This is a genomic window from Bordetella genomosp. 10 (genome assembly GCF_002261225.1).
GTDB lineage: Bacteria > Pseudomonadota > Gammaproteobacteria > Burkholderiales > Burkholderiaceae_B > Bordetella_C.
Map to the genome: position 1 here is coordinate 1,378,813 of NZ_NEVM01000002.1, position 22,105 is coordinate 1,400,917.

The window sequence follows — 22,105 nt, forward strand, 5'->3', positions numbered from 1 at the left end:
TTTGGGGTACAACAGCACTACATGCCAACTCGGATTACCCCCGCGATGAACACCGTCCTCGACCTGCCCGCCACGCTTTCGTTCCGCCTCAAGCATGAGACCAACGAACAGCATGAACGCATGCACGCCCTGATGGAGCAAGGCAAGCCATTCGAATCGCGTGAACGCTATGCGCGCTTCGTCGCCGCGCAGTACCTGTTCCAGCAGGACGTCGAGCATCTCTTCGACGATGCCCGCGTCCAGGCCGCGGTTCCCGACCTGGCGGTGCGCGGCCGCGTGCAAGCCGCCGCCGCGGACTTGCAGGATCTGGGACAGGCCATTCCCCGGGAAGCCCTGGCCACCTCCCACGTCGCCATGCCGCAAGCCCTGGGCTGGCTTTACGTTTCGGAAGGGTCGACCCTGGGCGCCGCCTTCCTGCTCAAGGAAGTGCAACAGACCCTGGGACTGGGCGCCGCTTTCGGCGCGCGCAATCTCGCCGCCTATCCCGAAGGCCGCGCTCTAGTCTGGCGCCGTTTCGTCGCCGCCCTGGACAGCAGCGCCGTCTCCGTCGAGGAACACGACGAGGTCCTGGCCGGCGCCAACGCGGCCTACGACCGCTTCGGCGACCTGCTGCAGCGCTATCTGCTGGCGGCTTGAAGCCGCGGAAGCGCCTGGGCCGGACCGCATGCAGCGGCGCCCGGACGCGCGGCGTCGGCGCGATAGGCCTTACCGGCGTTGGTACACGACGCCCTTGATCAGGACCTGCTCCGGCTCGGGCTCCTCGTCGAAGCGCTGCCGCGCGTCTTCGATGGCCTGCTGGTTCTCGTCGGCCCAATTGAGCAATGCCATGACGGGCTGCAACAGGGTTCGTCCCATTCCGGTCAGTTCGTAATCGACCCGCGGCGGAATGGTGGGATACACCGTCCGCGTGATCAGCCCGTCGCGTTCCAAACCTCGCAACGTCAGCGTCAGCATGCGTTGCGAGATGCCGTCTATCTCCCGCTTCAACTCGTTGAAACGCCGCGACCCTCTGGACAGCGTCGCGATGATGTAGAGGCTCCATTTGTCGCCGATCCTGTCCAGGATCAGGCGGGTCGCGCGGCAGCCTCCCGGTTCGGGCTTGGGCAGCGCGTGGACCGCCTCAGGCAGGCGGCTGTGACTGGGTGACATGGATGTGCCTTCTTGTGGGGCCGAGGAAGGAACCATACCATCCTTCGTACCGGATGGTAATTCAAGCTCGATTGAATACCTGGTTCCTTTTCCATACCTTGGAGCTCTCATGAGCAACATTCTGCTGATCACTTCCAGCCCGCGCGGAGCGGAAAGCCTGTCCGCCCGTTTCGCCACGGACTTCGCGCGCCGGCTGGGCCAGCGCCACCCCGGCGGCGTCCTGACCGTCCGCGACTTGTACGCCCACCCCCTGCCCCACATCGACGAGGCCTATGTCGTCGGGCGCACCCTGCCCTCCGAAGCCCGCACGCCGGCGCAGGCTGAAGCCGTCGCCCAGGCCGAAACGCTGGTGGCGGAACTGAAAGCCGCGGACATCGTCGTCATCGGCTCGGGCATGATCAATTTCGGGCCGCCGACGCAGTTGAAGGCATGGTTCGACAACGTGACCTGGCCGGGCGTCACCTTCCAGTACGAGGACGGCAAGGTCCAGGGGCTGGTCACGGGCAAGAAGGTCTACCTGGTCACGGCGTCCGGCGGCGTTTTTTCGGACGGGCCGTTTGCCACCGCGGATTTCCAATCGAAGTATCTGAAGCACCTGCTGGGATTCATAGGCTTGACCGATATCGAGCAGGTCCGCGTGGAAGGCCTCTCCTACGGGCCCGATGCGGCGCAGGCGGCCATCGCCAATGCGGAAACGGCGGTGCAGGCCTTGCTCGCGCAGGCGGCATGATCATGGCCCGACCGCCGTCGCCCTGATGGCCGCGCCCAGCGCGCGCAAGGCCCCGCGGGCCTGCGCATCGGTGGGGCCGGTATGCAGCACGACGTCGCGGGACGGCAGCGGCGGCAAGCCCAGGCGGGGACCCAGGTCCATGGTTCCCGCCGGCGCCACCCGCCGGCCCAGGGCGGCCACCGCCAGGCCCGCCGAAACCGCGGCGCCTATCGTCGACACGCCGCCGCCGACGAACACTTCCGTCCACGGCACGCCGGCCTGCCCCAGCGCGTCCACTGCCATCGCGCGCACGCTGCAGGGTTCGGCCTGCGTCGCCAGCCGCAAGGGTTGACCGGCGGTCCATTCGAAATCGGGCGCGCCCATCCAGCCGAAGCCTTCTTGCAGCAGCAATTCGCCGTCGAGGCGACGGCTGTCGTGACGCAGCACGACGGCCGCATCGAGCCGGCCCGCGTCGAATTCATCCAGCACGTCGAGCGACGACGCGATCCGCATTTCCAGGGTCAGCGCGGGGTCGGCGCGGTTCAGGCCCCGCAGCATGCGCGGCAGCTCCGAGCCGACGACGTGGTGGCTGACGCCCACCACCAGGCGGCGCGGCTTGGCATCTGAGAAGGCATTGAAGGCCCCCTGGTGCGCCGCCACCAGCGAGCGCGCCGCCGGCAGGAAGGAACCGCCGTCCGCGGAGAGACGCACCAGGCGCGGCGTGCGATCCAGCAGGCGGCGGCCCAAGGCGGTTTCCAGGCGGCGGATCTTCAAGCTGATGGTCGATTGCGTCGTATCCATCACTTCCGCCGCGCGCGTGAAGCTTTTCATGTCCGCCGTCAGGACAAAGGCTTGGACGGCTTCGATATCCAGGGTTTTCATCGTGCTTTCCTGCGGGTCGGGGTGGCTTGCGGAGCAAGGAATTCGGCGGGCGGCCGCCCGTTTCGGCGGCACGGGCGCATCTCAATCATTTTATTTTTAAATCATTGAAATACTGATAAATCGTATTTTCAAATGATAGCGCCGCCGATACGCTGTCGTCCAGACGAGTGCGACGGGTGCGATTCAAATTTTCGATTCGCCAACCCGGATGGTTTTTCGCCCCTTCGTCCCTTCGCCTTTTCGTATTGATGCAGGCCCACCTGCCCTGTCCTATTCCCTGGAACCTGACCATGCTCATCGCCCATTACACCCACCGCCTTCCCGCCGACTACGACCTCAACATCATCCGCCGCCGCGCCGCGGAGCGCGGCAAGCTTTGGGACGCCACGCCGCGCCTCCATTTCAAGGGTTTCCTGCTTCGTGAAGCCGGCCAGCTCGGCGCCATCGGCCACAGCTATTCCTCGCTGTATCTCTGGCAGGACGACCAGGGCCTGCGCGATTTCCTCCTGCAGAACAAATACAGGACCGTCACCGACAGCTTCGGCCGCGCCGACATCGACACCCGCATCGTCCTGGACGCCCGTCGCGGCACAGGCAAGGAGGCGCGTTATGCCCAAACAGAAGAAATCGACATCCCCCTGGACCAGGACCTGGGCCAGGCCTATGCCCAGGAACTGGACCACAACCGCGCCGTCGCGGCCCAAACCGGCGTAGTCGCCGCCGCCGTGGGCGTGGACACCACAACCTGGCGCATCACCCGCATCGCTCTACGCGAATCCCACCAAGAAGACGCCCCCAAGCACGCCGTGACGTACGAGGTCCTGCACCTGGCAAAACCGCTCCTTGACCAGCTCCCGACGGCCGGCCAATGAAGTCGGGCACGCATATCGTCCTTTGGTCGACCCGGTGACAGCAATCCGAACGTCATCGCAATCGCGGAGAAGAGAAACGCGATAACGTTGCTGGTGCGAATATTCATCCTCGAATTCGTAAATCCGGCTTTCCGCCAATCAAAAGGGGCTTCCTGGTATGACGCAACGGATCTTGGCCATAGGAGGCGGAGGATTCCTGATGGAAGAAAACCCTTCTCCCATTGACGCGCTTGTGCGAGACATGACGGGCAAGGCGCGTCCCAAAATATGCTTCATCGGAACCGCGAGCGGCGACCTGCCTTTGCAGTTCGCGAAGTTCGATGCCGCTTACGGTTATCTGGGTTGCGAAGCATCGCATCTTGCCTTTTTCCGAGACACCGGCCCGCGTGCAATCCCATTGACGGACATTCGCAGCCGACTGCTGGACCAGGATGCGATTTTCGTGGGAGGCGGAAATACGAAAGCCGCGCTTGGCGTGTGGAAGGAATGGGGACTGGATAACGTGCTGCGGGAAGCGGGCAACGCCGGCATTCTCCTGGCGGGCATGAGCGCCGGCGCGTTGTGCTGGTTTGAATCGGGAGTGACGGACTCGTTCTCGCCCAAGTGGTATAGGCCCGTCGATTGCCTGGGTTTCATACCAGGCGGGTGCGCCGTCCACTACAACGGCGATCCCCTGCGCAGGGAATCGCTACACGCCGCTTGCGCGGCTGGCGGCATCGGACCATCCATCGCGATTGACGATTATGCGGCCGTCTTCTACGCCAATGGAAAACGCGACGCCGTCTACGCATGGAAAGGCGGCTCGACCGCTCACCTTGTCGATATGGTGGGCGGCCAGGTCGTGGAAACCGCGCTGCCGGCGGCGCCCATCAGGTCGTAGCGCCCCCTTCATGCCGGGGAAGCGAATCCGCTATCTCGTGCCACGGCGCCTTCGATCCGACGTAAACATGGCGTTCCGGACGCGCGCCGGGATCGTCGTCGAGGGCGCCCAGGGCCAGGCCGAAGGTCGTGGGATCCGAGTCGAACTTGGTGAGTAAAGGGGATCCGCACACGGAACAGAAGCCACGGTGCTGCCCGGGAGAGGATTCATGGAAGCGGACCAACGCCTCTCCGCGCGTCCAGCGGAACTCGGACGCCTTGACCCGGCCTCTCGCGCGAAACGCGGACCCGTGGGCTTTACGGCACATGCTGCAATGGCAATAAAGCAGGTCCGTCACCGACCCGGCAATTTGAAACGCAACGCCCTGGCATAAGCAACTTCCTCGAAGCATCCTCATTCCTTTGACGGTCGCAAGAACCGGTTCGGCCCCATCCCCGCGACTCTATCAGCATCGACCGATCGGCCGCTTCCAGAAAAACACCCTGTCCGGCAAGCCGGACGTTTCACGCGCGCCACAGGCAGCGCAGAATAGATCGATCCGGTTCCCTCAGGGCATGGCTTCGGATAGAATTGCGACCTATTCGCATTTAAGTGCATGGGTCGATGAAGCGTGTCAGCGTCCGTTCCGCCTCTTCGCGCTGCCCGCGATCGCGTTGCGCGGCGGGCGGCGGCGAAGCGCATGGGGCGGCGTTATCGCGCGGACCGAGGGAGCGCGATTGAGCGCGCCTTCCGATGATTCCCGGTCCTGGCTGACGCAGATGTACGCCAGCTTCCGCGCCCCGCTGCTGCGCTTCTTGCAGCACCGCTTGGGCGATCGGCAGGACGCCGAAGACGCGCTGCAGGAGTCGTTCACCCGCCTGGCCGCCGCCGGACAGTCGACCGCGCTGAGGAATCAACGCCCCTACCTGTTCCAGATCGCCGCCAATCTCCTGCGGGACCGCGCCCGGGAACAATTGCGGCAAGGGCCGATGAAGATGGTTTCCTTCGACGATCCCGAAACGCGTGCCGACGAGGTGCCGGTGGACGCTTCCGCCTGTCCCGTCGCCAGCACGGAACACCGCGAACGTTTGCATCGCCTGGAACAGGCCTTGCAGGAACTTCCCGAACGCCAGCGCGAAGCCTTTGTGTTACACCGCTTCGATGGCCTGACACAGGATGAAGTCGCCGACCGCATGGGTATTTCCCGCCGCATGGTAAGCAAGCACTTGAGCCGCGCCTTCGCCTACTGCGAGGTGCGCGTGCGCTATGCGAGCGCCGACCAGATGGCCAGCCGCCCGCAAGACGACGCGCAGGACGAACCGGAGGATGGGGCATGAACGCGCCGGGCCGCTTCAAGCGCGCATCTTTCTCCGGGAAGCGATCGCGCGGCGACAGGAGGGTGCCTCAGTGACCCAGGCCGACGACGATACGCTGGCCCTGCACGAGGCCGCCGCCGAATGGTACCTGCGCCGGCAGGACGCGAACTGGAGCGACGCCGACGAGACGGCGTTCGATGCCTGGCTGCGGGCCGATCCCCGCCATGGCGACGCGTTGCGCGCATTGTCCCGGACGTGGCTGGATTTCTCCGACGTCGCGCGCCCGCCCCTGGCGCTCGACGCCGCGGCGCAAGGCTCGGCCGCTGCCCAGGCGCGGGACGCGGGCGCCAGCCCCAATGAAGGCGCCGCCACGGCATGGCGGACCGCAAGCCCCTCCACGACGCGACCGCCGCAAGCCCCCGCCTCCCATACCCGCCCGTTGCCGCCACGCCATGCCAGGCCCCGGACACGACAGCCCTGGTATTCGCTTCGGTCCGGCTCGCCCCGGCTGGCCGCCGCCTGTCTGCTGCTCGCCGCGGGCGGCTGGTTCGCCTACGACAATTTCCCGACATATCGGCTGGACGTCGCGACCGCCCACGGCGAGACGCGCACCCTGGACCTTCCCGACGGATCGCGCATCGCCGTCAATATGGATACGCGCTTGAGCGTGCGGCTTTATCCGCGCCGCCGCGAGGTCCAGCTCCACCAGGGCGAAGCCTGGTTCCAGGTCGCCCATGCGCCCCAGCATCCCTTCGTCGTCGCATCGGGCGAAAACGAAGTGCGGGTGACCGGCACGGTCTTCGACGTGCGCAACCTGCCCGCCCGCACCACCGTCCAGGTCCGCGAGGGCCGCGTGGAAGTCCGGGGCCCGCGCGACTGCGGCGAACCGGCGGTGCTGACCGCCAGCCAGGCGATCAACATGGGCAGCAATTGCGCCCGCACGCCGGTCTATAGCGTCACGACGGATATGGTCGGCGATTGGCGCGAAGGCCAATTGATCTTCCGCCGCACGCCGCTGGAAGACGTGGCGCTGGACCTGGCGCGCTACCTCGGCAAGCCGGTGCGCATCGCCGATGCGCGCACGCGCGCCCTGCCCGTGTCGGGTTTCGCCGCGACCGTGCGGCCGCAGGCCTTCCTCGAATCCTTGCCGGACCTGTTGCCGGTGCGCGTGGCGCGGGATGCCGACGGCGGCTACCGGATCGACCCGGCCGCCCGGCCCTGAATCCTGAGTCTCGAGTCCTGAGTCCTGAGTCCTGAATCCCGAAGCGAACGGCCGTTACAAATTAATTTCCCGGACAAGGTTCTCACTTCTCCTGCGAATGCGTCTCACGTAGATATCCGCGCAGATCCGCGCACAGACACACTCCTGGAGAACCTAGGCAATGAACCCCGGACTTCCGCCGCGCCGTCGCGGCCCCCTGGCCGCCCTGTCCCTGCGCGCCGCCTGGCGCCCGCGGCCGACCGCCCTCGCCCTGGCCGTCGCCGGCGCGGTCGCCGCCGCCGCGCCCGCGGCCTACGCGCAACAGGAAGCCCGCGTCAGCTTCAACATCGCGTCCCAACCCTTGTATAGCGCCCTGCGCGCTTTCTCCGCGCAGGCGCACCAGCAAGTGTTGTTCGACGAAAGCACGGTGGCGAATCGCAGCGCGCCGCCGGTCCAAGGCTTGATGTCGCCGCGCCAGGCCTTGGATCAACTGCTGGCGGGCTCCGGCATCCAGGTCGTCGCCACCCGCGCCGGCGCCTATACCCTGAAGGGCCCCGCCGCCGGCGCCCAGGACGCCACGCAGCTTCCCACGGTGCACGTGACCGCCTCCGACCAGACCGGCACCGGTCCCGTCATCGGCTATGTCGCCGAGCGCAGCGTATCGGGAACCAAGTCCGACACGCCGCTGATCAAGACGCCGCAAGCCATCTCCGTGGTGACGCGCGACCAGATGACGACGCAGAACGTGCAAAGCGTGGCGCAAGCCCTGCGCTACACCTCGGGCGTCACGCCCGAACAGCGCGGCACCAATACCGACTCGCTCGAATACCTGTACGCGCGCGGTTTCCAGGTCGAGCAATATTGGAACGGCCTGCGCCTGCCCGGCTCCGCCGCGGGCTACAACGTCACCAGCTTCGATCCCTACATGCTGGAGCGCGTGGAGGTGCTGCACGGTCCCTCGTCGGTGCTTTACGGCCAGGGCTCCCCTGGCGGCATGGTCAACCTGGTGGGCAAGGCGCCCACCGACGAGCCCCTGCACGAGATCGGCATCCAGACCGGCAGCTACGGCCGCACCCAGGTGTTCGGCGATTTCAGCGGCGCGCTGAACAAGGACGGCACCCTGCTCTATCGCCTGACGGCCGACGGCTTCGAGACGGGCACGCAGACCAACTACAACCGCCTCGAACGCTACGCCGTCGCGCCCTCCATCATGTGGCGCCCCAACGGCGACACCAAGCTGACGGTGTACGCCTATTACCAGGCCGATCCCAAGGCCGGCGGCTACAACTTCGTGCCCGCCGTGGGCACCGCGACCGACGGCGTGGTCAAGCTGCCGCGCCGCCTGGACGTCGGCGAGCCGGACTTCGACAGCTTCCGCAAGACGCAGGAGTCGATCGGCTATTCGTTCGAGCATCGTTTCAACGACACATGGTCGGTGAAGCAGAACTATCGTTTCCTGCACAACAGCGAATCGATCCGCTACCTGAGCTATTCCAGCCTGTCGTCCGACGGCCGCACCCTGCTGCGCACGCCTTACTGGAACAGCGGCCAGATCAACACCCATACCCTCGACAACCAGTTGATCGCGCGCTTCGGCACCGGTCCGCTGACGCACCAGGTGACGCTGGGCGCCGACTACCAACACACGCAGTACGACCACGATTTCAAGGGCAACCTGGCGGGCGGGCCGTCGCTGGACCCGAACAATCCCGTCTACGGACAAACCGTGCCGGACGCCAATTTCCAGTTCGCGACGGCCGGCGACCAGACCTTGCGCCAGTTCGGCCTGTACGCGCAGGACCAGATCGACGTCGGCAACTGGAGCCTGCTGGGCGGCATCCGCGAGGACTGGGCGCACGAGTCGTTCGACCCCTACAAGGCCGGCACCGCCAGCACCGAGCAATCGGACCGGGCGTTCACGTGGCGGCTGGGCGGCGTCTACAAGTTCGATAACGGCATCGCGCCGTACGCCAGCTATTCGAAGTCGTTCGCGCCGCAGATCGGCACGGATTACTCGGGCACGCCGTTCCAGCCCACCAAGGGCAAGCAGTACGAAGTCGGCGTGAAGTACCAGCCGCCGGGCTACAACAGCTTCGTCACGGTGGCGGCCTTTCACCTGACGCAGGAAAACGTCACAACCACCGATCCGGACCACACCAGCTTCAGCGTCCAGACCGGCGAAGTGCGTTCGCGCGGCTTCGAGGTGGAAGGCCACGCCAGCTTGAGCAACAACCTCCAGTTGATCGCCTCGTACACCTACACCGACCTGCTGAACACGCGCAGCAACAGCAGCAATCTCGATCGCGTGCCGGTGGGGATTCCGCGCAACGCCGCCAGCCTGTGGGCGGACTACACCATCCCGTCGAGCGCGCTGGCCGGCCTGCAGGTGGGCGCCGGCGTGCGCTACATCGGCAATACCTGGGGCGACGCCACCAACGACCTGAAGCTGCCTTCGGTCACGCTGGTCGACGTCGCGCTGCACTACGATCTGGGACGCAATTTCGACAGCATGCGCGGCTGGACGGCGTCGCTGACCGCCAGCAACCTGTTCGATCGCGACTACCTGTCCTATTGCTCCGGCGGCCTCTGCACCTGGGGCGCCGGCCGCGTGATCCTCGCGGGCCTGAAGTACAAGTGGTAAGCCCACCGGCGGCGGCCGCTGCCGCCGCCGGGCCCGCCCTCAGTACGTCCCCGACAGCTTCTCGATGATGGATAGCCGGATGTTCTCGATATGCCGCATGGTCTCCGCCGTGGCCGCCTGGGCGTCCCCGCGCGCCAGCGCGTCGAGCATCGCCAGGTGCTCGCCGCAGACCGGCACCATGCGGTTCTCCAGCCGCTTCAGCGAGAACATGCGGGTCTTCTGCCGCAGCTTGGCGATCATGTCCGCCATCAGCTCGTTGCCGCAGTATTCGGATATCAGGCCATGCAGCTCGGCGTCCAGCTCCTGATGCAGCGGATCGCCCGGCTGGCCTTCCTCCATCAGGGCCTGGACGCGCGCGCGTAGATCGGCCAGCGTCGCGGCCGGCACCTTGCCGGCCGCGCGTCCCGCGGCATCGCCCTCCAGCAGGCGCCGGATGTGCAGCGTCTCCATCAGGTCCTGCAAGGTGACCTGGCGCACGAACAGGCGATTGTTGGACTTGCGTTCCAACATCTGCTCGCCCTCGAGCCGGTGCATGGCTTCCCGCAGCGGCGTGCGCGATACCCCCAGCCGCAAGGCCAGCGCCCTCTCCTGCACCTGCTCGCCCTGCTTCAGCTCGCGCGAGAGTATCAGGTCGACCAGCGCGTCGTAGGCCTGGTTCGCCAATCCCCTGTTGCCGCCGTCCAGCTCCTGGTTGGACGCCGCTCCCTCGTGTCCCGGATTCATGAATTCTGTTTGTGAAATATGCATAAAAAAAGCCAATGTGGCGTAGGCAGGTGTCCTAAATGCTGTTTTAGTGCACCCGAGGTTAGCGGCTTTTCACCCAGCCAAGCGCATCCTCGCCCCGCAGTCGACACATTGTATATAAGTGGTATACCTAATGTACTCAAACGGTCACAAGGACCAGAATCCCCCATCATCCCTGGTCCTCCCGACACGAAAGCCAATGTCTTCCGCCGAACTTGATGTCCGTTTGTCCGACCGCGTCGCGGCCGCCCGCCCCTCCGCCACCGGCGCCGTCAGCGAACTCGCGCGACGGTTGTCGGCCGAAGGCCGCTCCATCATCAGCCTGAGCGAAGGCGAACTGGATTTCGACACCCCGGCCCACGTGCGCGAGGCCGCCGTCCAGGCCATCGCCGGCGGGCAGACGCGCTATACGGACGTCGGCGGCACGCCCGCCCTGAAGGCGGCGGTCGCCGCCAAGTTCGCGCGCGACAACCACCTGGAATACGCGCCGGCGGAAATCATCGCCGCCACGGGCGCCAAGCAGATCCTCTTCAACGCCCTGCTCGCCACCCTGAACCCCGGCGACGAGGCCATCGTGGTGGCCCCGTACTGGGTCTCCTATACGGAAATGACGCGCATCGCGGGCGGCACGCCCGTGATCGTCACCCCGGACGCCGCCAACGACTTCAAGCTGACCCCGGCATTGCTGGAGCAGCACCTGACGCCGAACACGCGCTGGCTCATCCTCAACGCGCCCTGCAACCCGTCCGGCGCGCTGTACACGCGCGAGGAATTCGCCGCGCTCGCCGCGGTGATCCGCAAGCACCCGCGCGTGCTGGTGATGTCGGACGATATCTACGAGAAGCTGGTCTACGAGGGCGAGTTCGTGTCCTTCGCCGAGGCGGCGCCCGATATGCGCGCGCGCACGCTGACGATCAACGGCGTCTCCAAGTCGCACGCCATGACCGGCTGGCGGCTGGGCTATGCCGGCGGCCCGGCTTGGCTGATCAAGGCCATGAACCTGCTGCAGTCGCAGAGCACCAGCAATCCCAGTTCCGTGAGCCAGGCGGCCGCCGTCGCCGCGCTGAACGGCCCGCAGGACTTCCTGGACGGCTGGCGCGACCGCCTGCGCGCGCGCCGCGACATGGCGCTCGGCATCCTGCAGGCGGCCGCGCCGGTGCTGAGCGTTCGCCGTCCGCCCGCGGCGTTCTATTTCTTCGCGGATTGCCGGCAGGCCATCGGCATGCGCACGCCGGCGGGCGAGACCATCGCCACCGACGCCGACCTGGCCCGCTACCTGATCGAGGAAGCCGGCGTGGCGGTCGTGCCCGGCAGTGCCTTCGGCCTGGAGCCGTATCTGCGCCTGACCTTCTGCATCGCCGACGACCGCCTCAAGCTCGCCTGCGAACGCATCGTCGCCGCCTGCGCCAAGCTGACCCGCTGAGCGCGCGCGGAGCCGAATCTTGAATCGTCCCGTCGACGCAGCCACGCTGGAACACGACGCCGCGCCCGCGGCGGACAGCGCCAGCACGCGGGCGCGCGCGTCCATCGAACCGGTGGGCGACCGCTGCCTGCTCATCCGCCTGGGCGACACCGTGGACCTGGCCACGCATTACGCGGTGCAGGCGGTGACGGCGCTCATCAACGCCTGCCCACCGATCGGCGTGGTGGAAGTTGTGCCGGCCTTCACCACCGTCGCGGTGCATTACCAGCCCTCGCTGTGCCCGCGCGAGGGCGACCTGCCCAGCGTGTACCTGACCCGCCAGATCGAAGCCTTGCTGCGCCAGGACCTGCCCGACGTGGCCAGCGAAGGCCGCGTGGTGGAGATTCCCGCCTGCTACGGTGGCGAATACGGTCCCGATCTCGAAGACGTGGCGCGGCAATGCGGCCTGGCGCCGGAAGAAGTCGTCGCGCTGCACAGCGGTTCGCCGCTGACGCTTTACGCTTTTTTCTTCTCCCCGGGCAATCCCTTCGCGGGGCCCCTGGACCCGCGCCTGAACGTCAAGCGGCGTTCGTCGCCGCGCACCCGCGTCGAAGCCGGCTCGGTCGCCATCGCCAACGGCTTGTCCTCGATCTACCAGAGCACCTCGCCGGGCGGCTGGAACGTCATCGCCCGCACGCCCTGGAACCTGTTCCAGGTGGACCGGCAGCCGCCCACGCGCCTGCGCCTGGGCGACCAGTTGCGCTTCAAGCCGATCACACCCGATGAATTCCGCGACCTGCTGGAGCCGCGGCCATGAACGCGATGATCGTGGAACGCCCCGGCATGCTCAGCACGCTGCAGGACAGCGGCCGGCTGGGCCATCAGCAATACGGCGTGTCGGTGAACGGCCCGATGGACGAATGGTCGCACCGCCTGGCCAATGCCCTGGTGGGCAACGACGAGGACGCGGCGGTGCTGGAATGCACGCTGACCGGACCGCGCGTGGTCTTCGCCGAGAACACGCTGGTCGCGCTGTGCGGCGCGCGCATGCGCATTACGGCCAATGGCCAGCCGCTGCCGCAGGACCGCGCGGTGCTGCTGCGGCGCGGGACGGTGCTGGACGTGGGCGAACGCCTGGAAGGCGCGCGCCTCTACCTGGCCGTGCGGGGCGGCTTCGCGCCCGCGCCCGTGCTGGGCAGCCGCAGCACCAATATCCGCGCCGGTTTCGGCGGCTACCAGGGCCGCGCGCTGAAGCGGGGCGACCGCGTGCCGGTCGGACGCCCTCCGCGCGAGCTGCCCATCCTGCCCATCGAGAAGCTGATGGTCCAGAGCGGCATGCCGGTGGTGCACGCGGACACCGTGGACGTGACGCCGCCGGGCCCGCGTGAGTCCGACGCGTCCCACGCGTCCCAGCCCATCCGCTTCGTCCGCGGTCCCCACTGGCCCGCCTTCGCCCCCGCCGCGCACGAACAACTGACCTCCCTGCCCTATACCGTCACCCAGCAGTCCGACCGCATGGGCGCGCGCCTGCGCGGCGAAGCGCTGAAGCTTAGCGCGCCGCTGGAACTGGTCTCCGAGGCGACCGCCTTCGGCACGATACAGGTGCCGCCCGACGGCCAGCCCATCGTGCTCATGGCCGACCGCCAGAGCGCCGGCGGCTATCCCAAGATCGCCTACGTCGCCAGCGCCGACCTGCCGCTGCTGGCGCAGGCGATGCCGGGCGACGCCTTGCAATTCACCGGCATCGAGCAGGCCGACGCCGAGCTGGCGTGGCGCGGCGTCGAGGACCGTCTGCACGAAATACGGCAAGCCGCGGCCCGCGTCCTGCGACCGTGACGAGCCCCCCACCCAACATTCCCCCGCAACGCGAGGAGTAAGCGACATGCCTTCCATCGACATCAACTGTGACATGGGCGAAAGCTTCGGCGCCTGGGTCATGGGCCAGGACACCGCGCTGATGCCCCACATCACCGCCGCCAACATCGCCTGCGGCTTCCATGCCGGCGACCCGGACGTGATGCTCGCCACCGTCCGCTGCGCCATCGAGCACAAGGTCGCCATCGGCGCGCACCCCGGCCTGCCCGACCTGCAAGGCTTCGGCCGCCGCGCCATGGCGATGACCGCCGACGAAATCTACGCCCTGGTGGTCTACCAGGTCGGCGCCATGCAGGCCGTGGCCCGCTCCCAGGGCGGCAAGCTGCACCACGTGAAGACCCACGGCGCGCTCTACAACATGACCGCGCGCGATCCCGCCCTGGCCGATGCCGTGGCCCGCGCCGTCGCCGACGTCGACCCGTCGCTGCCCATGTACGTCGCCAACGCGCCCATGGCCAAGGCCACGCTGGAGCGCGGCCTGAAGCCCGTCTACGAGATCTACGCCGACCGCACCTACCAGGACGACGGCACGCTGACGCCCCGTTCGCAGCCGCACGCCATGATCGAGGACGTCGACCAGGCCATCGCCCAGGTCAAGCGCATGGTCAAGGACGGCGTGGTGCGCGCCCTGTCGGGCAAGGAAGTGCCGATCAAGGCCGACACGCTGTGCATCCATGGCGACCAGCCCGGCGCCGCGGTGTTCGCCCGCAACATCCGCGCCGCCCTGGAGGCCGAAGGAATCGAAGTCCGGACGGTATAGCCGCCGTCCGCCCGGGTGGCGGCCGCGTGCTCAAGGGGAGACGCGGCCGTTCATCCCAACCCCACGACAGCCCCGCCGGACGCCGCCTCGCCGCGCGGCTCCCGGGGAGCCTTTTTCATCGATCGTGGTCCCGACGCCGCAACAGCCGCCCGCGGCGTCTCCACGCCACCGCCCAGTCCAGGAGTGACCTGCATGTCTTCCACCTCACCGAACACGCCCTCGGCCCCGACCCGCTTCGGCCGGCTCAAGGGACCCCTGCTGTCCGCCGCGCTGGCCGCCGTGCTGGCCGTCGCCGGCGCGCCCGGCGCCCAGGCGCAAACGCAAGGCGGCACGCTGCGGGCCATCGTCCAGCCCGAGCCGCCGATGCTCATGCTGGGCCTGAACCAGCAGATCCCCACCCAGTACGTCGCGGGCAAGATCTACGAAAGCCTGCTGACCTGGTCGCCGGACCTCAAGCCGCAGCCCGGCCTGGCCCGCGCATGGCACGTTTCGGAAGACGGCAAGACCTATACCTTCGACCTGCAGCAAGGCGTGACCTGGCATGACGGCAAGCCCTTCAGCGCCGACGACGTCGTCTTCAGCATCGACAAGTTCCTGCGCGCCGTGCACCCGCGCGCCCGCGTGATCATCAACCAGTTCGTCGACTCGGTCACCGCCCTGGCGCCGGACAAGGTCGAGATCAAGCTGAAGACGCCCTTCGCGCCCTTCCTGAAGGCCTTCGTCAGCGACAACATGCCCATCGTGCCCAAGCACCTGTACGACGGCACCGACTACCTGAACAATCCCAACAACCAGCATCCCATCGGCACCGGTCCCTTCATGTTCAAGAGCTGGACCAAGGGTTCGGCCATCGAGCTGGTGCGCAATCCCAATTACTGGCAAAAGGGCAAGCCTTACCTGGACAGCATCGTCTTCAGCGTGATCCCGGACTCGGCCTCGCGCGCCGTGGCCTTCGAGCGGGGCGACGTGGACGTGCTGCGCAGCGGCGACGTCGACAACGTCGACATCAAGCGCCTGAAGGCCCTGCCCAACGTGAACTACACCACCAACGGCTGGGAAATGTTCTCGCAGCAGGCCTATATCCAGATGAACGAACGCAAGCCGCCGTTCGACAACGTCAAGGTGCGCCAGGCCGTCATGTACGCGCTGAACCGCAAGTTCATCGTCGACAACATCTTCTTCGGCCTGGGCAAGATCGCCACCGGCCCGATCTCGTCGAAGACGCCCTTCTATAGCGCCGACGTGACGCAATACCCGTACTACATCAAGAAGGCCCGCGCCCTGATCAAGGAATCGGGCGTGGACCTGTCGAAGACCCCGGTGAAGATCCTCGCCTATCCCTACGGCGCGGCCTGGGACCGGCTGGGCGAGTACACCCGCCAGGCCCTGCAGCAGATCGGCTTCACGGTGGACATGGAATCGGCCGACGCCGGCACGTGGTCCAAGCGCGTGTCCGATTTCGACTTCGACCTGACCTTCAGCTTCACCTCGCAGTACGGCGATCCGGCCCTGGGCGTGTCGCGCCTGTTCCTGACCCGCAACATCGTCAAGGGTTCGGCCTTCGTCAACAACGAGGGCTACAAGAACGCCGAGGCCGACGCGCTGTGGGACAAGGCCGCCACCTCGACCTCGGACGCGGAGCGCGCGCAGGCCTATGCCCAGGTGCAGAAGATCCTGGTGGACGAAGTCGCCAACGGCTACCTGTTCGAGATCGACAACCCCACGCTGTATCGCGCCAAGGTCCATAACCTGGTGACCACGGCCATCGGCCTGAACGACACCTTCGCCGACGTGTACATCGACAAATAAGCCGCTTGTCCGTCCGCAGGCGCCGCCATGGCCACGCTCGTCGCGGGCCATGGCGCCGCCCGTTTTCCTGCCTGACCGCTTTGGAGCCGACGCTTTGAAGACATTGTCGTATTTCGCCTCGCGGCTGAGTAAAGCCGTCATCGTCGTGCTCGGCGTGGTGATCCTGAATTTCCTGCTGATCCGCATGGCGCCCGGCGACCCCGCCGCCGTGCTGGCCGGCGAGGCCGGCGCCACCGACCCCGCCTACGTCCAGCAACTGCGCCGCGAGTTCGGCCTGGACCAGCCGCTCTACGTGCAGCTCGGCACCTATCTCAAGGGCATCGCCCACCTGGACCTGGGTTATTCGTACCGGGAGCGGGTGCCGGTGCTGAACCTCATCCTGGACCGCCTGCCGGCCACCCTGCTGCTGATGGTCTGCGCCTTCATCTTCTCGGTCGCGCTGGGGATGCTGGCCGGCGTCATCGCCGCGCGGGCCCGCTACGAAGGGCGCCGCCGCTGGGTGGACAGCACCATCATGAGCGGCGCCCTGCTGATCTACGCCACGCCGCAATTCTGGCTGGCCCTGCTGGCCGTGATCTTCTTTTCCCTGACGCTGGGCTGGCTGCCGCCCTTCGGCATGGAAACGGTCGCCTCCACGCTGACCGGTTGGGCCCGCGTCGGCGACATCGCGCAGCACCTGGTGCTGCCCACGGTCTCGCTGGGCTGCTTCTTCATGGCGATCTATGCGCGCCTGACCCGCGCCTCGATGCTGGAAGTCCTGGGCATGGATTTCATCAAGACCGCGCGCGCCAAGGGCGTGCCCGTGCAGCAGATCATCCGCCGCCATGCACTGCGCAACGCGCTGCTGCCGGTGATCACCTTCGCCGGCATCCAGTTGGGCCAGATGGCCGGCGGCGCCGTGCTAACCGAAACCGTGTTCGGCTGGCCCGGCATCGGCCGCCTGATGTTCGACGCGCTGGTCCAGCGCGACTACCAGTTGCTGCTGGGCGTGTTCCTGGTCACCTCGACCATGGTGGTGGTCTTCAACCTGATCACCGATCTGATCTACCGCTTCGTCGATCCCCGCATCCAGGGAAGCTGAGCCATGAAAGCCTTTCTCAAACGTTTCTGCGCCCACCGGGGCGCCACCGCGGGCGTCGTCATCCTGCTGGCCGTGATCCTGGTCGGCCTGCTCGCCCCCTTCTGGTTCGAGGAGTCGCCCTGGATGATGGTGGGCTCGCCCCTGCTCGCGCCCTTCAGCGACCCGTCCTTCCCGCTGGGCACCGACATGCTGGGCCGCGACATCGCCGCCGGCCTGGCCTACGGCGCCCGCGTGTCCCTGCTGATCGGCGTCATCTCCACCGCCGTCGCGGTGCTGATCGGCATCCTGGTGGGCGCGCTCGCCGGCTACTTCGGCGGCCGCCTGGACGACCTGCTGATGCGCCTGACGGAGTTCTTCCAGACCATTCCGCAACTGGCCATGGCCATGGTGCTGGTGGCGATCTTCAAGCCCAACCTGGTCTCCATCGTGGGCGCCATCGCCATCGTCTCCTGGCCGCCGGTGGCGCGCCTGGTGCGGTCGGAGTTCATGACGCTGCGCACCCGCGAGTTCGTGCAGGCGGCGGTCGTGATCGGCCAGCGGCCGCTGCGCATCATCCTCACGCAGATCCTGCCCAACGCGGCCTCGCCCATCATCGTCACCGCCTCGCTGATGACGGCCACCTCCATCCTCACCGAATCGGCCCTGTCCTTCATGGGCCTGGGCGACCGCAACCTGATGAGCTGGGGCTTCATGATCGGCGCGGCACGCACCATGCTGCGCGAAGCCCCGCTGATGAGCCTGTGGCCGGGCCTGGCCATCATGCTCACCGTGCTGGCCATCAACCTGATCGGCGAGGGCCTGAACGACGCCCTCAATCCGCAACTTCGCAAGCGTGGAGCCTGACCATGACCGACGCCACGCCCACCCCCATGAAAGACGCCGCGCCGCTGCTTTCCATCCGCGACCTCACCATCGCCCTGCCCGCCGGGGGCGACCGCCCGCACGCCGTCCGCGACATCTCCTTCGACATCCGCGCCGGCGAGATCCTGTGCATCGTCGGCGAGTCCGGTTCCGGCAAATCGATGAGCGCCAACGCCATCATGGGCCTGCTGCCGGACTACCTGCGCCCGCAGGGCGGCCGCATCCTGTTCGACGGCCGCGACCTGCTCCAACTGGACGAGGACACCCTGCGCGGCATGCGCGGCCGCGAGATGGCCATGATCTTCCAGGAGCCCCTGTCCGCGCTGAATCCGCTGCAGACGGTCGGCGACCAGATCGACGAAGTCATGCGCGTGCACGGCGTCGGCAACGCCGAATCGCGCGAGAAGCGCGTGCTCGAACTGCTGGAATTCGTCGGCCTGCCCGAGCCCGCCACCCTGCGCCATGCCTGGCCCTTCCGCCTGTCCGGCGGCCAGCGCCAGCGGGTGATGATCGCCATGGCGCTGGCGCTGGAGCCGCGCCTGCTGATCGCCGACGAACCCACCACCGCGCTGGACGTCACCACCCAGGCGCAGATCCTGGCCCTCATCGCCCGCATCCAGCGCGAGAAAGGCATGGGCGTGATGTTCGTCACCCATGATTTCGGCGTGGTCGCCGAAATCGCCGATCGCGTGGCGGTCATGGAGAAAGGCGTGCTGGTCGAGGAAGGCCCGGCGTCGCAGGTGCTGAACCACCCCAGCCATCCCTATACCCGCCGCCTGATCGCCGCCGTGCCCAGCCAGCATGCCTCGGAGGAAGAGCGCCGCACGGCCGGCCCGCGCCCGGTGCTGGAAGTGAAGAACCTGAACAAGATCTACGCCGCCGGCGGCGGGCTGTTCCAGAAGAAGCGCGTGGTCCACGCGGTCAACGACGTCAGCTTCCGCGTGGGACGGGGTCAGACCCTGGGCATCGTCGGCGAGTCGGGCTCGGGCAAGTCGACCATCGGCAAATGCCTGCTCAAGCTGCTGGACATCGACGGCGGCCAGATGCTGTTCGACGGCCAGGACATCGCGCCGCTGTCGGAAACCCAGTTCCGCCCGCAGCGCTGCAAGATCCAGATGATCTTCCAGGATCCCTTCGCTTCCCTGAACCCGCGCCAGACGGTGGGCCGCATCCTCTGCGACGGGCCGCTGGCCAACGGCGTGCCGCGCGCGCAGGCCGAGCAGCGCGCGCGCGAACTGCTCAAGCTCGTGGAGTTGGACGCGTCCGCCTTCGACCGCTATCCGGTCGAATTCTCCGGCGGCCAGCGCCAGCGCATCGGCATCGCGCGCGCCCTGGCCATGGAGCCGCAACTGATCGTCGCCGACGAATCGGTGTCCGCCCTGGACGTATCCGTCCAGGCCCAGGTGCTGAAGCTGCTGCAGGACGTGCAGCAGCGCCTGCAACTGGCCCTGATCTTCATCACCCACGACCTGCGCGTGGCGGCGCAGATCTGCGACCACCTGCTGGTGATGCACCGCGGCCGCGTGGTGGAGCAAGGGCCGCCCGCGCGCATCTTCGGCGACCCCCAGGATCCCTACACCCGACAGCTCATCGCGGCCATGCCCGGCCGCGATTGGGACCCGGCGGCCGCCGTCGCCGCCATCGCCGCCGATGCGGACCTCGACGCGGCGGGCGATGCGCCGGCGCACGCCGCGGCGCCGGTGCCGGCCCCCGCCCCGCCCTCCGCCACTTCCCCCAAGACGGCCTGATGCCGTCCGCGATCATGATGGAACCCGACATCCCCCTCGCCGAACGCCTGTTCGAGCGCCTGCGCGCCCGCAGCCACGACGGCGTGGGCATTACCCGAGACAGCTACGGCCCCGGCGAGCAGGCGGCCCATGAAACCATGGAGGACTGCGCGCGCCAGCTCGGGCTGGAAACGCGCCGCGACGCCGCGCTCAATCTCTACCTGACGCTGCCCGGCCGGCGCCGCGACCTGCCCGTCGTGATGACCGGCTCCCACCTGGACTCGGTGCCGCGCGGCGGCAACTACGACGGCGCGGCAGGCGTGGTGGCCGGTCTGGCGGTGCTCGCCGGCTGGGTGCGCGCCGGCCTGACCCCGCAGCGCGACGTCGTCGTCATGGGCATACGCGCCGAGGAAAGCGCCTGGTTCCCCGTCTCCTACGTCGGCAGCAAGGCTGCCTTCGGCCTGCTCGACGCGCAGGCCCTGCAAAGCCCGCGCGCCGACACGCGGCGTTCCCTGGGCGACCACATGCGCGACTGCGGCGGCCAGCCCGAGCTCGTGGCGGCCGGCGTGCCCGCCTTGCAGGCGGCCGGGCTGGACTGCTTCGTCGAACTGCACATCGAACAAGGGCCGGTGCTGATCGGCGGCGGCCAGGCGCTGGGGGTGGTGACCGGCGTCTGCGGCAGCCACCGTTACCGCGAGGCGCGCGTGCTGGGACGCTACGCGCATTCCGGCGCCACGCCGCGCGGCCATCGCGCCGACGCCGTGGTCGCCCTGGCCGCGCTGATCGACCGGCTGCAGGACACCTGGGCCGAGCTGGAAAACGACGGCCACGAACTGACGCTGACCTTCGGCCAGGTCTATACCGATCCCAAGCAGGCGGATTTCAGCAAGGTGCCCGGCCAGGTGTCCTTCACGGTCGACATCCGTTCGCGCAACACCGACACGCTGCGCCTGATGGACGAGCGCCTGCATGAAACCGCCCTCGCCATCGCCGACGCGCAAGGCGTAAGCTTCGAATGGGGACCGGTCTCCGGCAGCCGGCCGGCGACCATGGACCCGTCCCTGCGCCAGGCCTTGCATAACGCCGCGGCCGCGGCGGGCGCCAGCGTGCGCGACATGCCCAGCGGCGCCGGGCACGACAGCGCCATGTTCGCCAACCAGGGCGTGCCCTCGGCGATGCTGTTCGTGCGCAACGCCAACGGCAGCCACAACCCGGACGAAGCCATGGAGATGGCGGACTTCGCGGCCGGCGTCCGCACCCTCGGCCAGGTGCTGGCCGAACGGGCCGGACTCGACAACGCGGACGCGCACCTCCAACCACCCCGACACCCTCTTTCCAGCGAGCACCAGCCATGACCTTGCCCATCGTCAGTCTCGAACAAGGCAGCATTCCGCTGCTCATCTCCATCCCGCACGGCGGCGAATACCTGCCCGAGGAATACGCGCGCCGCATGACGCCCGCCGCGCGCAAGCTGGCCGACACCGACTGGCACCTGTCGCGCCTGTACGATTTCGCGCGGCAGATGGGCGCGTCGATGGTTCGCGCCAACTACTCGCGCTACGTGATCGACGTGAACCGGCCCAGCGACGGCGCCGCGCTCTACCCCGGACAGACCACCACCACGCTGTGCCCGGTGGCGACCTTCCACGGCGAGCCCGTCTACCTGGACCCCGAGGACGTCCCCGACGCCGCGGAAACCGCGCAGCGCGTGCGCGACTACTGGCAGCCGTATCACGACACCCTGGCCGCCGAACTCCAGCGCGTGCGCCAGCAGCATGGCCGCGTGCTGATGTGGGAGGCGCATTCCATCGCCAGCGAACTGCCCTACCTGTTCGAGGGCCGCCTGCCCGACCTGAACATCGGCACCTTCAGCGGCGCGGCCTGCGCGCCGGCGCTGCGCGAAGCCGCCATGGCGGCGGCCGCCTCGGGCCCCTACACCTGGGTCATCGACGATCGCTTCAAGGGCGGCCACATCACCCGCCACTACGGCCGTCCGCAAGACAATGTGCACGCCGTGCAGCTCGAAATGGCGCAATGCGTGTACATGGACGAGACCGAGCCCTACGGCTACCGCGAAGACCTGGCGGCCAAGCTGCTGCCGACCCTGGAAGCCATGGTGAAGAACACCTATGCCGCGTTGACCGCGGCGGGCTGAGGGTTGAGGGCGCGCATCGCAATCCCGCACGAACCGGGCGGCCATGCAAAAAACCCTTGGGG

At 67.6% G+C, this 22,105-nt stretch carries 21 protein-coding genes; 17 read left to right on the top strand and 4 right to left on the bottom strand.

All coding sequences use genetic code 11. The features are described from left to right. Window positions 1-45 precede the first annotated feature (45 nt). Window positions 46-636, top strand: a complete 591-nt coding sequence (locus CAL29_RS15220) for a biliverdin-producing heme oxygenase (protein ID WP_094853819.1) — start codon at window positions 46-48, stop codon at window positions 634-636. Between the two features lie 69 nt (window positions 637-705). Here the strand turns inward: CAL29_RS15220 and CAL29_RS15225 are convergent, their stop codons facing one another. After that, complete coding sequence (locus CAL29_RS15225) at window positions 706-1,149, bottom strand: winged helix-turn-helix transcriptional regulator (RefSeq protein WP_094853820.1); 444 nt, start codon at window positions 1,147-1,149, stop codon at window positions 706-708. A 109-nt stretch (window positions 1,150-1,258) separates the two neighbouring features. Here CAL29_RS15225 and CAL29_RS15230 point away from each other — a divergent pair, with 109 nt between their 5' ends. Beyond that, complete coding sequence (locus CAL29_RS15230; protein WP_094853821.1) at window positions 1,259-1,879, top strand: FMN-dependent NADH-azoreductase; 621 nt, start codon at window positions 1,259-1,261, stop codon at window positions 1,877-1,879. Here CAL29_RS15230 and CAL29_RS15235 read toward each other — a convergent pair whose 3' ends face one another. Next, on the bottom strand, window positions 1,880-2,740 hold the full coding sequence (locus tag CAL29_RS15235; RefSeq protein WP_094853822.1) for a LysR family transcriptional regulator: 861 nt from the start codon (window positions 2,738-2,740) through the stop codon (window positions 1,880-1,882). Window positions 2,741-3,030: 290 nt separating this feature from the next. Here CAL29_RS15235 and CAL29_RS15240 point away from each other — a divergent pair, with 290 nt between their 5' ends. Together CAL29_RS15240 and CAL29_RS15245 are read left to right on the top strand one after the other, a co-directional pair. Beyond that, complete coding sequence (locus CAL29_RS15240) at window positions 3,031-3,612, top strand: DUF4865 family protein (protein WP_094853823.1); 582 nt, start codon at window positions 3,031-3,033, stop codon at window positions 3,610-3,612. Between the two features lie 157 nt (window positions 3,613-3,769). Then, a complete protein-coding gene (locus CAL29_RS15245; RefSeq protein WP_094853824.1) occupies window positions 3,770-4,492 on the top strand; it encodes a Type 1 glutamine amidotransferase-like domain-containing protein in 723 nt (240 codons plus the stop codon). Here CAL29_RS15245 and CAL29_RS15250 read toward each other — a convergent pair. Then, window positions 4,482-4,883, bottom strand: a complete 402-nt coding sequence (locus tag CAL29_RS15250) for a GFA family protein (RefSeq protein WP_094853825.1) — start codon at window positions 4,881-4,883, stop codon at window positions 4,482-4,484. The two genes, CAL29_RS15245 and CAL29_RS15250, sit on opposite strands and share 11 nt — an antisense overlap. 10 nt (window positions 4,884-4,893) lie before the next feature. Here CAL29_RS15250 and CAL29_RS15255 point away from each other — a divergent pair, with 10 nt between their 5' ends. From CAL29_RS15255 to CAL29_RS15265, 3 genes are all read left to right on the top strand, one after another. Then, window positions 4,894-5,808 (top strand): RNA polymerase sigma factor, encoded by a 915-nt coding sequence (locus tag CAL29_RS15255; protein WP_143277674.1) that lies wholly within the window; start codon window positions 4,894-4,896, stop codon window positions 5,806-5,808. A gap of 70 nt (window positions 5,809-5,878) precedes the next feature. Beyond that, window positions 5,879-7,009: a FecR family protein gene (locus tag CAL29_RS15260; protein ID WP_256977476.1), complete on the top strand. Its 1,131-nt coding sequence runs from the start codon at window positions 5,879-5,881 to the stop codon at window positions 7,007-7,009. A gap of 160 nt (window positions 7,010-7,169) precedes the next feature. Next, window positions 7,170-9,629, top strand: a complete 2,460-nt coding sequence (locus CAL29_RS15265; protein ID WP_094853828.1) for a TonB-dependent siderophore receptor — start codon at window positions 7,170-7,172, stop codon at window positions 9,627-9,629. A 39-nt stretch (window positions 9,630-9,668) separates the two neighbouring features. Here the strand turns inward: CAL29_RS15265 and CAL29_RS15270 are convergent, their stop codons facing one another. Further along, entirely contained in the window at window positions 9,669-10,352 is a 684-nt protein-coding gene (locus tag CAL29_RS15270) for a GntR family transcriptional regulator (RefSeq protein WP_094853829.1), read from the bottom strand. Window positions 10,353-10,572: 220 nt separating this feature from the next. On the opposite strand from CAL29_RS15270, the gene CAL29_RS15275 reads away from it, so the two are divergent. The 10 genes from CAL29_RS15275 (at window position 10,573) to hutG (ending at window position 22,043) form a co-directional block, all read left to right on the top strand. Beyond that, a complete protein-coding gene (locus tag CAL29_RS15275; protein WP_094853830.1) occupies window positions 10,573-11,796 on the top strand; it encodes a pyridoxal phosphate-dependent aminotransferase in 1,224 nt (407 codons plus the stop codon). 19 nt (window positions 11,797-11,815) lie between these two features. Beyond that, window positions 11,816-12,592, top strand: a complete 777-nt coding sequence (pxpB, locus tag CAL29_RS15280; RefSeq protein WP_256977477.1) for a 5-oxoprolinase subunit PxpB — start codon at window positions 11,816-11,818, stop codon at window positions 12,590-12,592. Continuing rightward, entirely contained in the window at window positions 12,589-13,611 is a 1,023-nt protein-coding gene (locus CAL29_RS15285; protein WP_094853831.1) for a 5-oxoprolinase subunit C family protein, read from the top strand. Before pxpB ends, CAL29_RS15285 begins: the two co-directional genes overlap by 4 nt. A gap of 46 nt (window positions 13,612-13,657) precedes the next feature. Then, complete coding sequence (locus CAL29_RS15290; protein WP_094853832.1) at window positions 13,658-14,410, top strand: LamB/YcsF family protein; 753 nt, start codon at window positions 13,658-13,660, stop codon at window positions 14,408-14,410. A gap of 192 nt (window positions 14,411-14,602) precedes the next feature. Further along, the gene (locus CAL29_RS15295) at window positions 14,603-16,219 is read left to right on the top strand and encodes an ABC transporter substrate-binding protein (protein WP_094853833.1); all 1,617 of its coding nucleotides are present in this window, start codon (window positions 14,603-14,605) and stop codon (window positions 16,217-16,219) included. Between the two features lie 94 nt (window positions 16,220-16,313). Further along, complete coding sequence (locus CAL29_RS15300; protein ID WP_094853834.1) at window positions 16,314-17,300, top strand: ABC transporter permease; 987 nt, start codon at window positions 16,314-16,316, stop codon at window positions 17,298-17,300. A gap of 3 nt (window positions 17,301-17,303) precedes the next feature. After that, complete coding sequence (locus CAL29_RS15305) at window positions 17,304-18,143, top strand: ABC transporter permease (protein WP_094853835.1); 840 nt, start codon at window positions 17,304-17,306, stop codon at window positions 18,141-18,143. A gap of 26 nt (window positions 18,144-18,169) precedes the next feature. Then, window positions 18,170-19,909, top strand: coding sequence for an ABC transporter ATP-binding protein (locus tag CAL29_RS15310; RefSeq protein ID WP_094854109.1), 1,740 nt, complete (start codon window positions 18,170-18,172; stop codon window positions 19,907-19,909). Between the two features lie 14 nt (window positions 19,910-19,923). Continuing rightward, window positions 19,924-21,243, top strand: a complete 1,320-nt coding sequence (locus CAL29_RS15315) for a Zn-dependent hydrolase (protein WP_256977478.1) — start codon at window positions 19,924-19,926, stop codon at window positions 21,241-21,243. Further along, window positions 21,240-22,043: an N-formylglutamate deformylase gene (gene hutG, locus CAL29_RS15320; protein WP_094853836.1), complete on the top strand. Its 804-nt coding sequence runs from the start codon at window positions 21,240-21,242 to the stop codon at window positions 22,041-22,043. Before CAL29_RS15315 ends, hutG begins: the two co-directional genes overlap by 4 nt. The last annotated feature ends 62 nt before the right edge of the window (window positions 22,044-22,105 follow it).

Excerpts from the sequence above, each read along its gene's own strand:
- CAL29_RS15220 (WP_094853819.1), top strand. The coding sequence starts at position 46 with ATGAACACCGTCCTCGACCTGCCCGCCACGCTTTCGTTCCGCCTCAAG.
- CAL29_RS15225 (WP_094853820.1), bottom strand. The coding sequence starts at position 1,149 with ATGTCACCCAGTCACAGCCGCCTGCCTGAGGCGGTCCACGCGCTGCCC.
- CAL29_RS15230 (WP_094853821.1), top strand. The coding sequence starts at position 1,259 with ATGAGCAACATTCTGCTGATCACTTCCAGCCCGCGCGGAGCGGAAAGC.
- CAL29_RS15235 (WP_094853822.1), bottom strand. The coding sequence starts at position 2,740 with ATGAAAACCCTGGATATCGAAGCCGTCCAAGCCTTTGTCCTGACGGCG.
- CAL29_RS15240 (WP_094853823.1), top strand. The coding sequence starts at position 3,031 with ATGCTCATCGCCCATTACACCCACCGCCTTCCCGCCGACTACGACCTC.
- CAL29_RS15245 (WP_094853824.1), top strand. The coding sequence starts at position 3,770 with ATGACGCAACGGATCTTGGCCATAGGAGGCGGAGGATTCCTGATGGAA.
- CAL29_RS15250 (WP_094853825.1), bottom strand. The coding sequence starts at position 4,883 with ATGCTTCGAGGAAGTTGCTTATGCCAGGGCGTTGCGTTTCAAATTGCC.
- CAL29_RS15265 (WP_094853828.1), top strand. The coding sequence starts at position 7,170 with ATGAACCCCGGACTTCCGCCGCGCCGTCGCGGCCCCCTGGCCGCCCTG.
- CAL29_RS15270 (WP_094853829.1), bottom strand. The coding sequence starts at position 10,352 with ATGAATCCGGGACACGAGGGAGCGGCGTCCAACCAGGAGCTGGACGGC.
- CAL29_RS15275 (WP_094853830.1), top strand. The coding sequence starts at position 10,573 with ATGTCTTCCGCCGAACTTGATGTCCGTTTGTCCGACCGCGTCGCGGCC.
- CAL29_RS15285 (WP_094853831.1), top strand. The coding sequence starts at position 12,589 with ATGAACGCGATGATCGTGGAACGCCCCGGCATGCTCAGCACGCTGCAG.
- CAL29_RS15290 (WP_094853832.1), top strand. The coding sequence starts at position 13,658 with ATGCCTTCCATCGACATCAACTGTGACATGGGCGAAAGCTTCGGCGCC.
- CAL29_RS15295 (WP_094853833.1), top strand. The coding sequence starts at position 14,603 with ATGTCTTCCACCTCACCGAACACGCCCTCGGCCCCGACCCGCTTCGGC.
- CAL29_RS15305 (WP_094853835.1), top strand. The coding sequence starts at position 17,304 with ATGAAAGCCTTTCTCAAACGTTTCTGCGCCCACCGGGGCGCCACCGCG.
- CAL29_RS15310 (WP_094854109.1), top strand. The coding sequence starts at position 18,170 with ATGAAAGACGCCGCGCCGCTGCTTTCCATCCGCGACCTCACCATCGCC.
- CAL29_RS15315 (WP_256977478.1), top strand. The coding sequence starts at position 19,924 with ATGATGGAACCCGACATCCCCCTCGCCGAACGCCTGTTCGAGCGCCTG.
- hutG (WP_094853836.1), top strand. The coding sequence starts at position 21,240 with ATGACCTTGCCCATCGTCAGTCTCGAACAAGGCAGCATTCCGCTGCTC.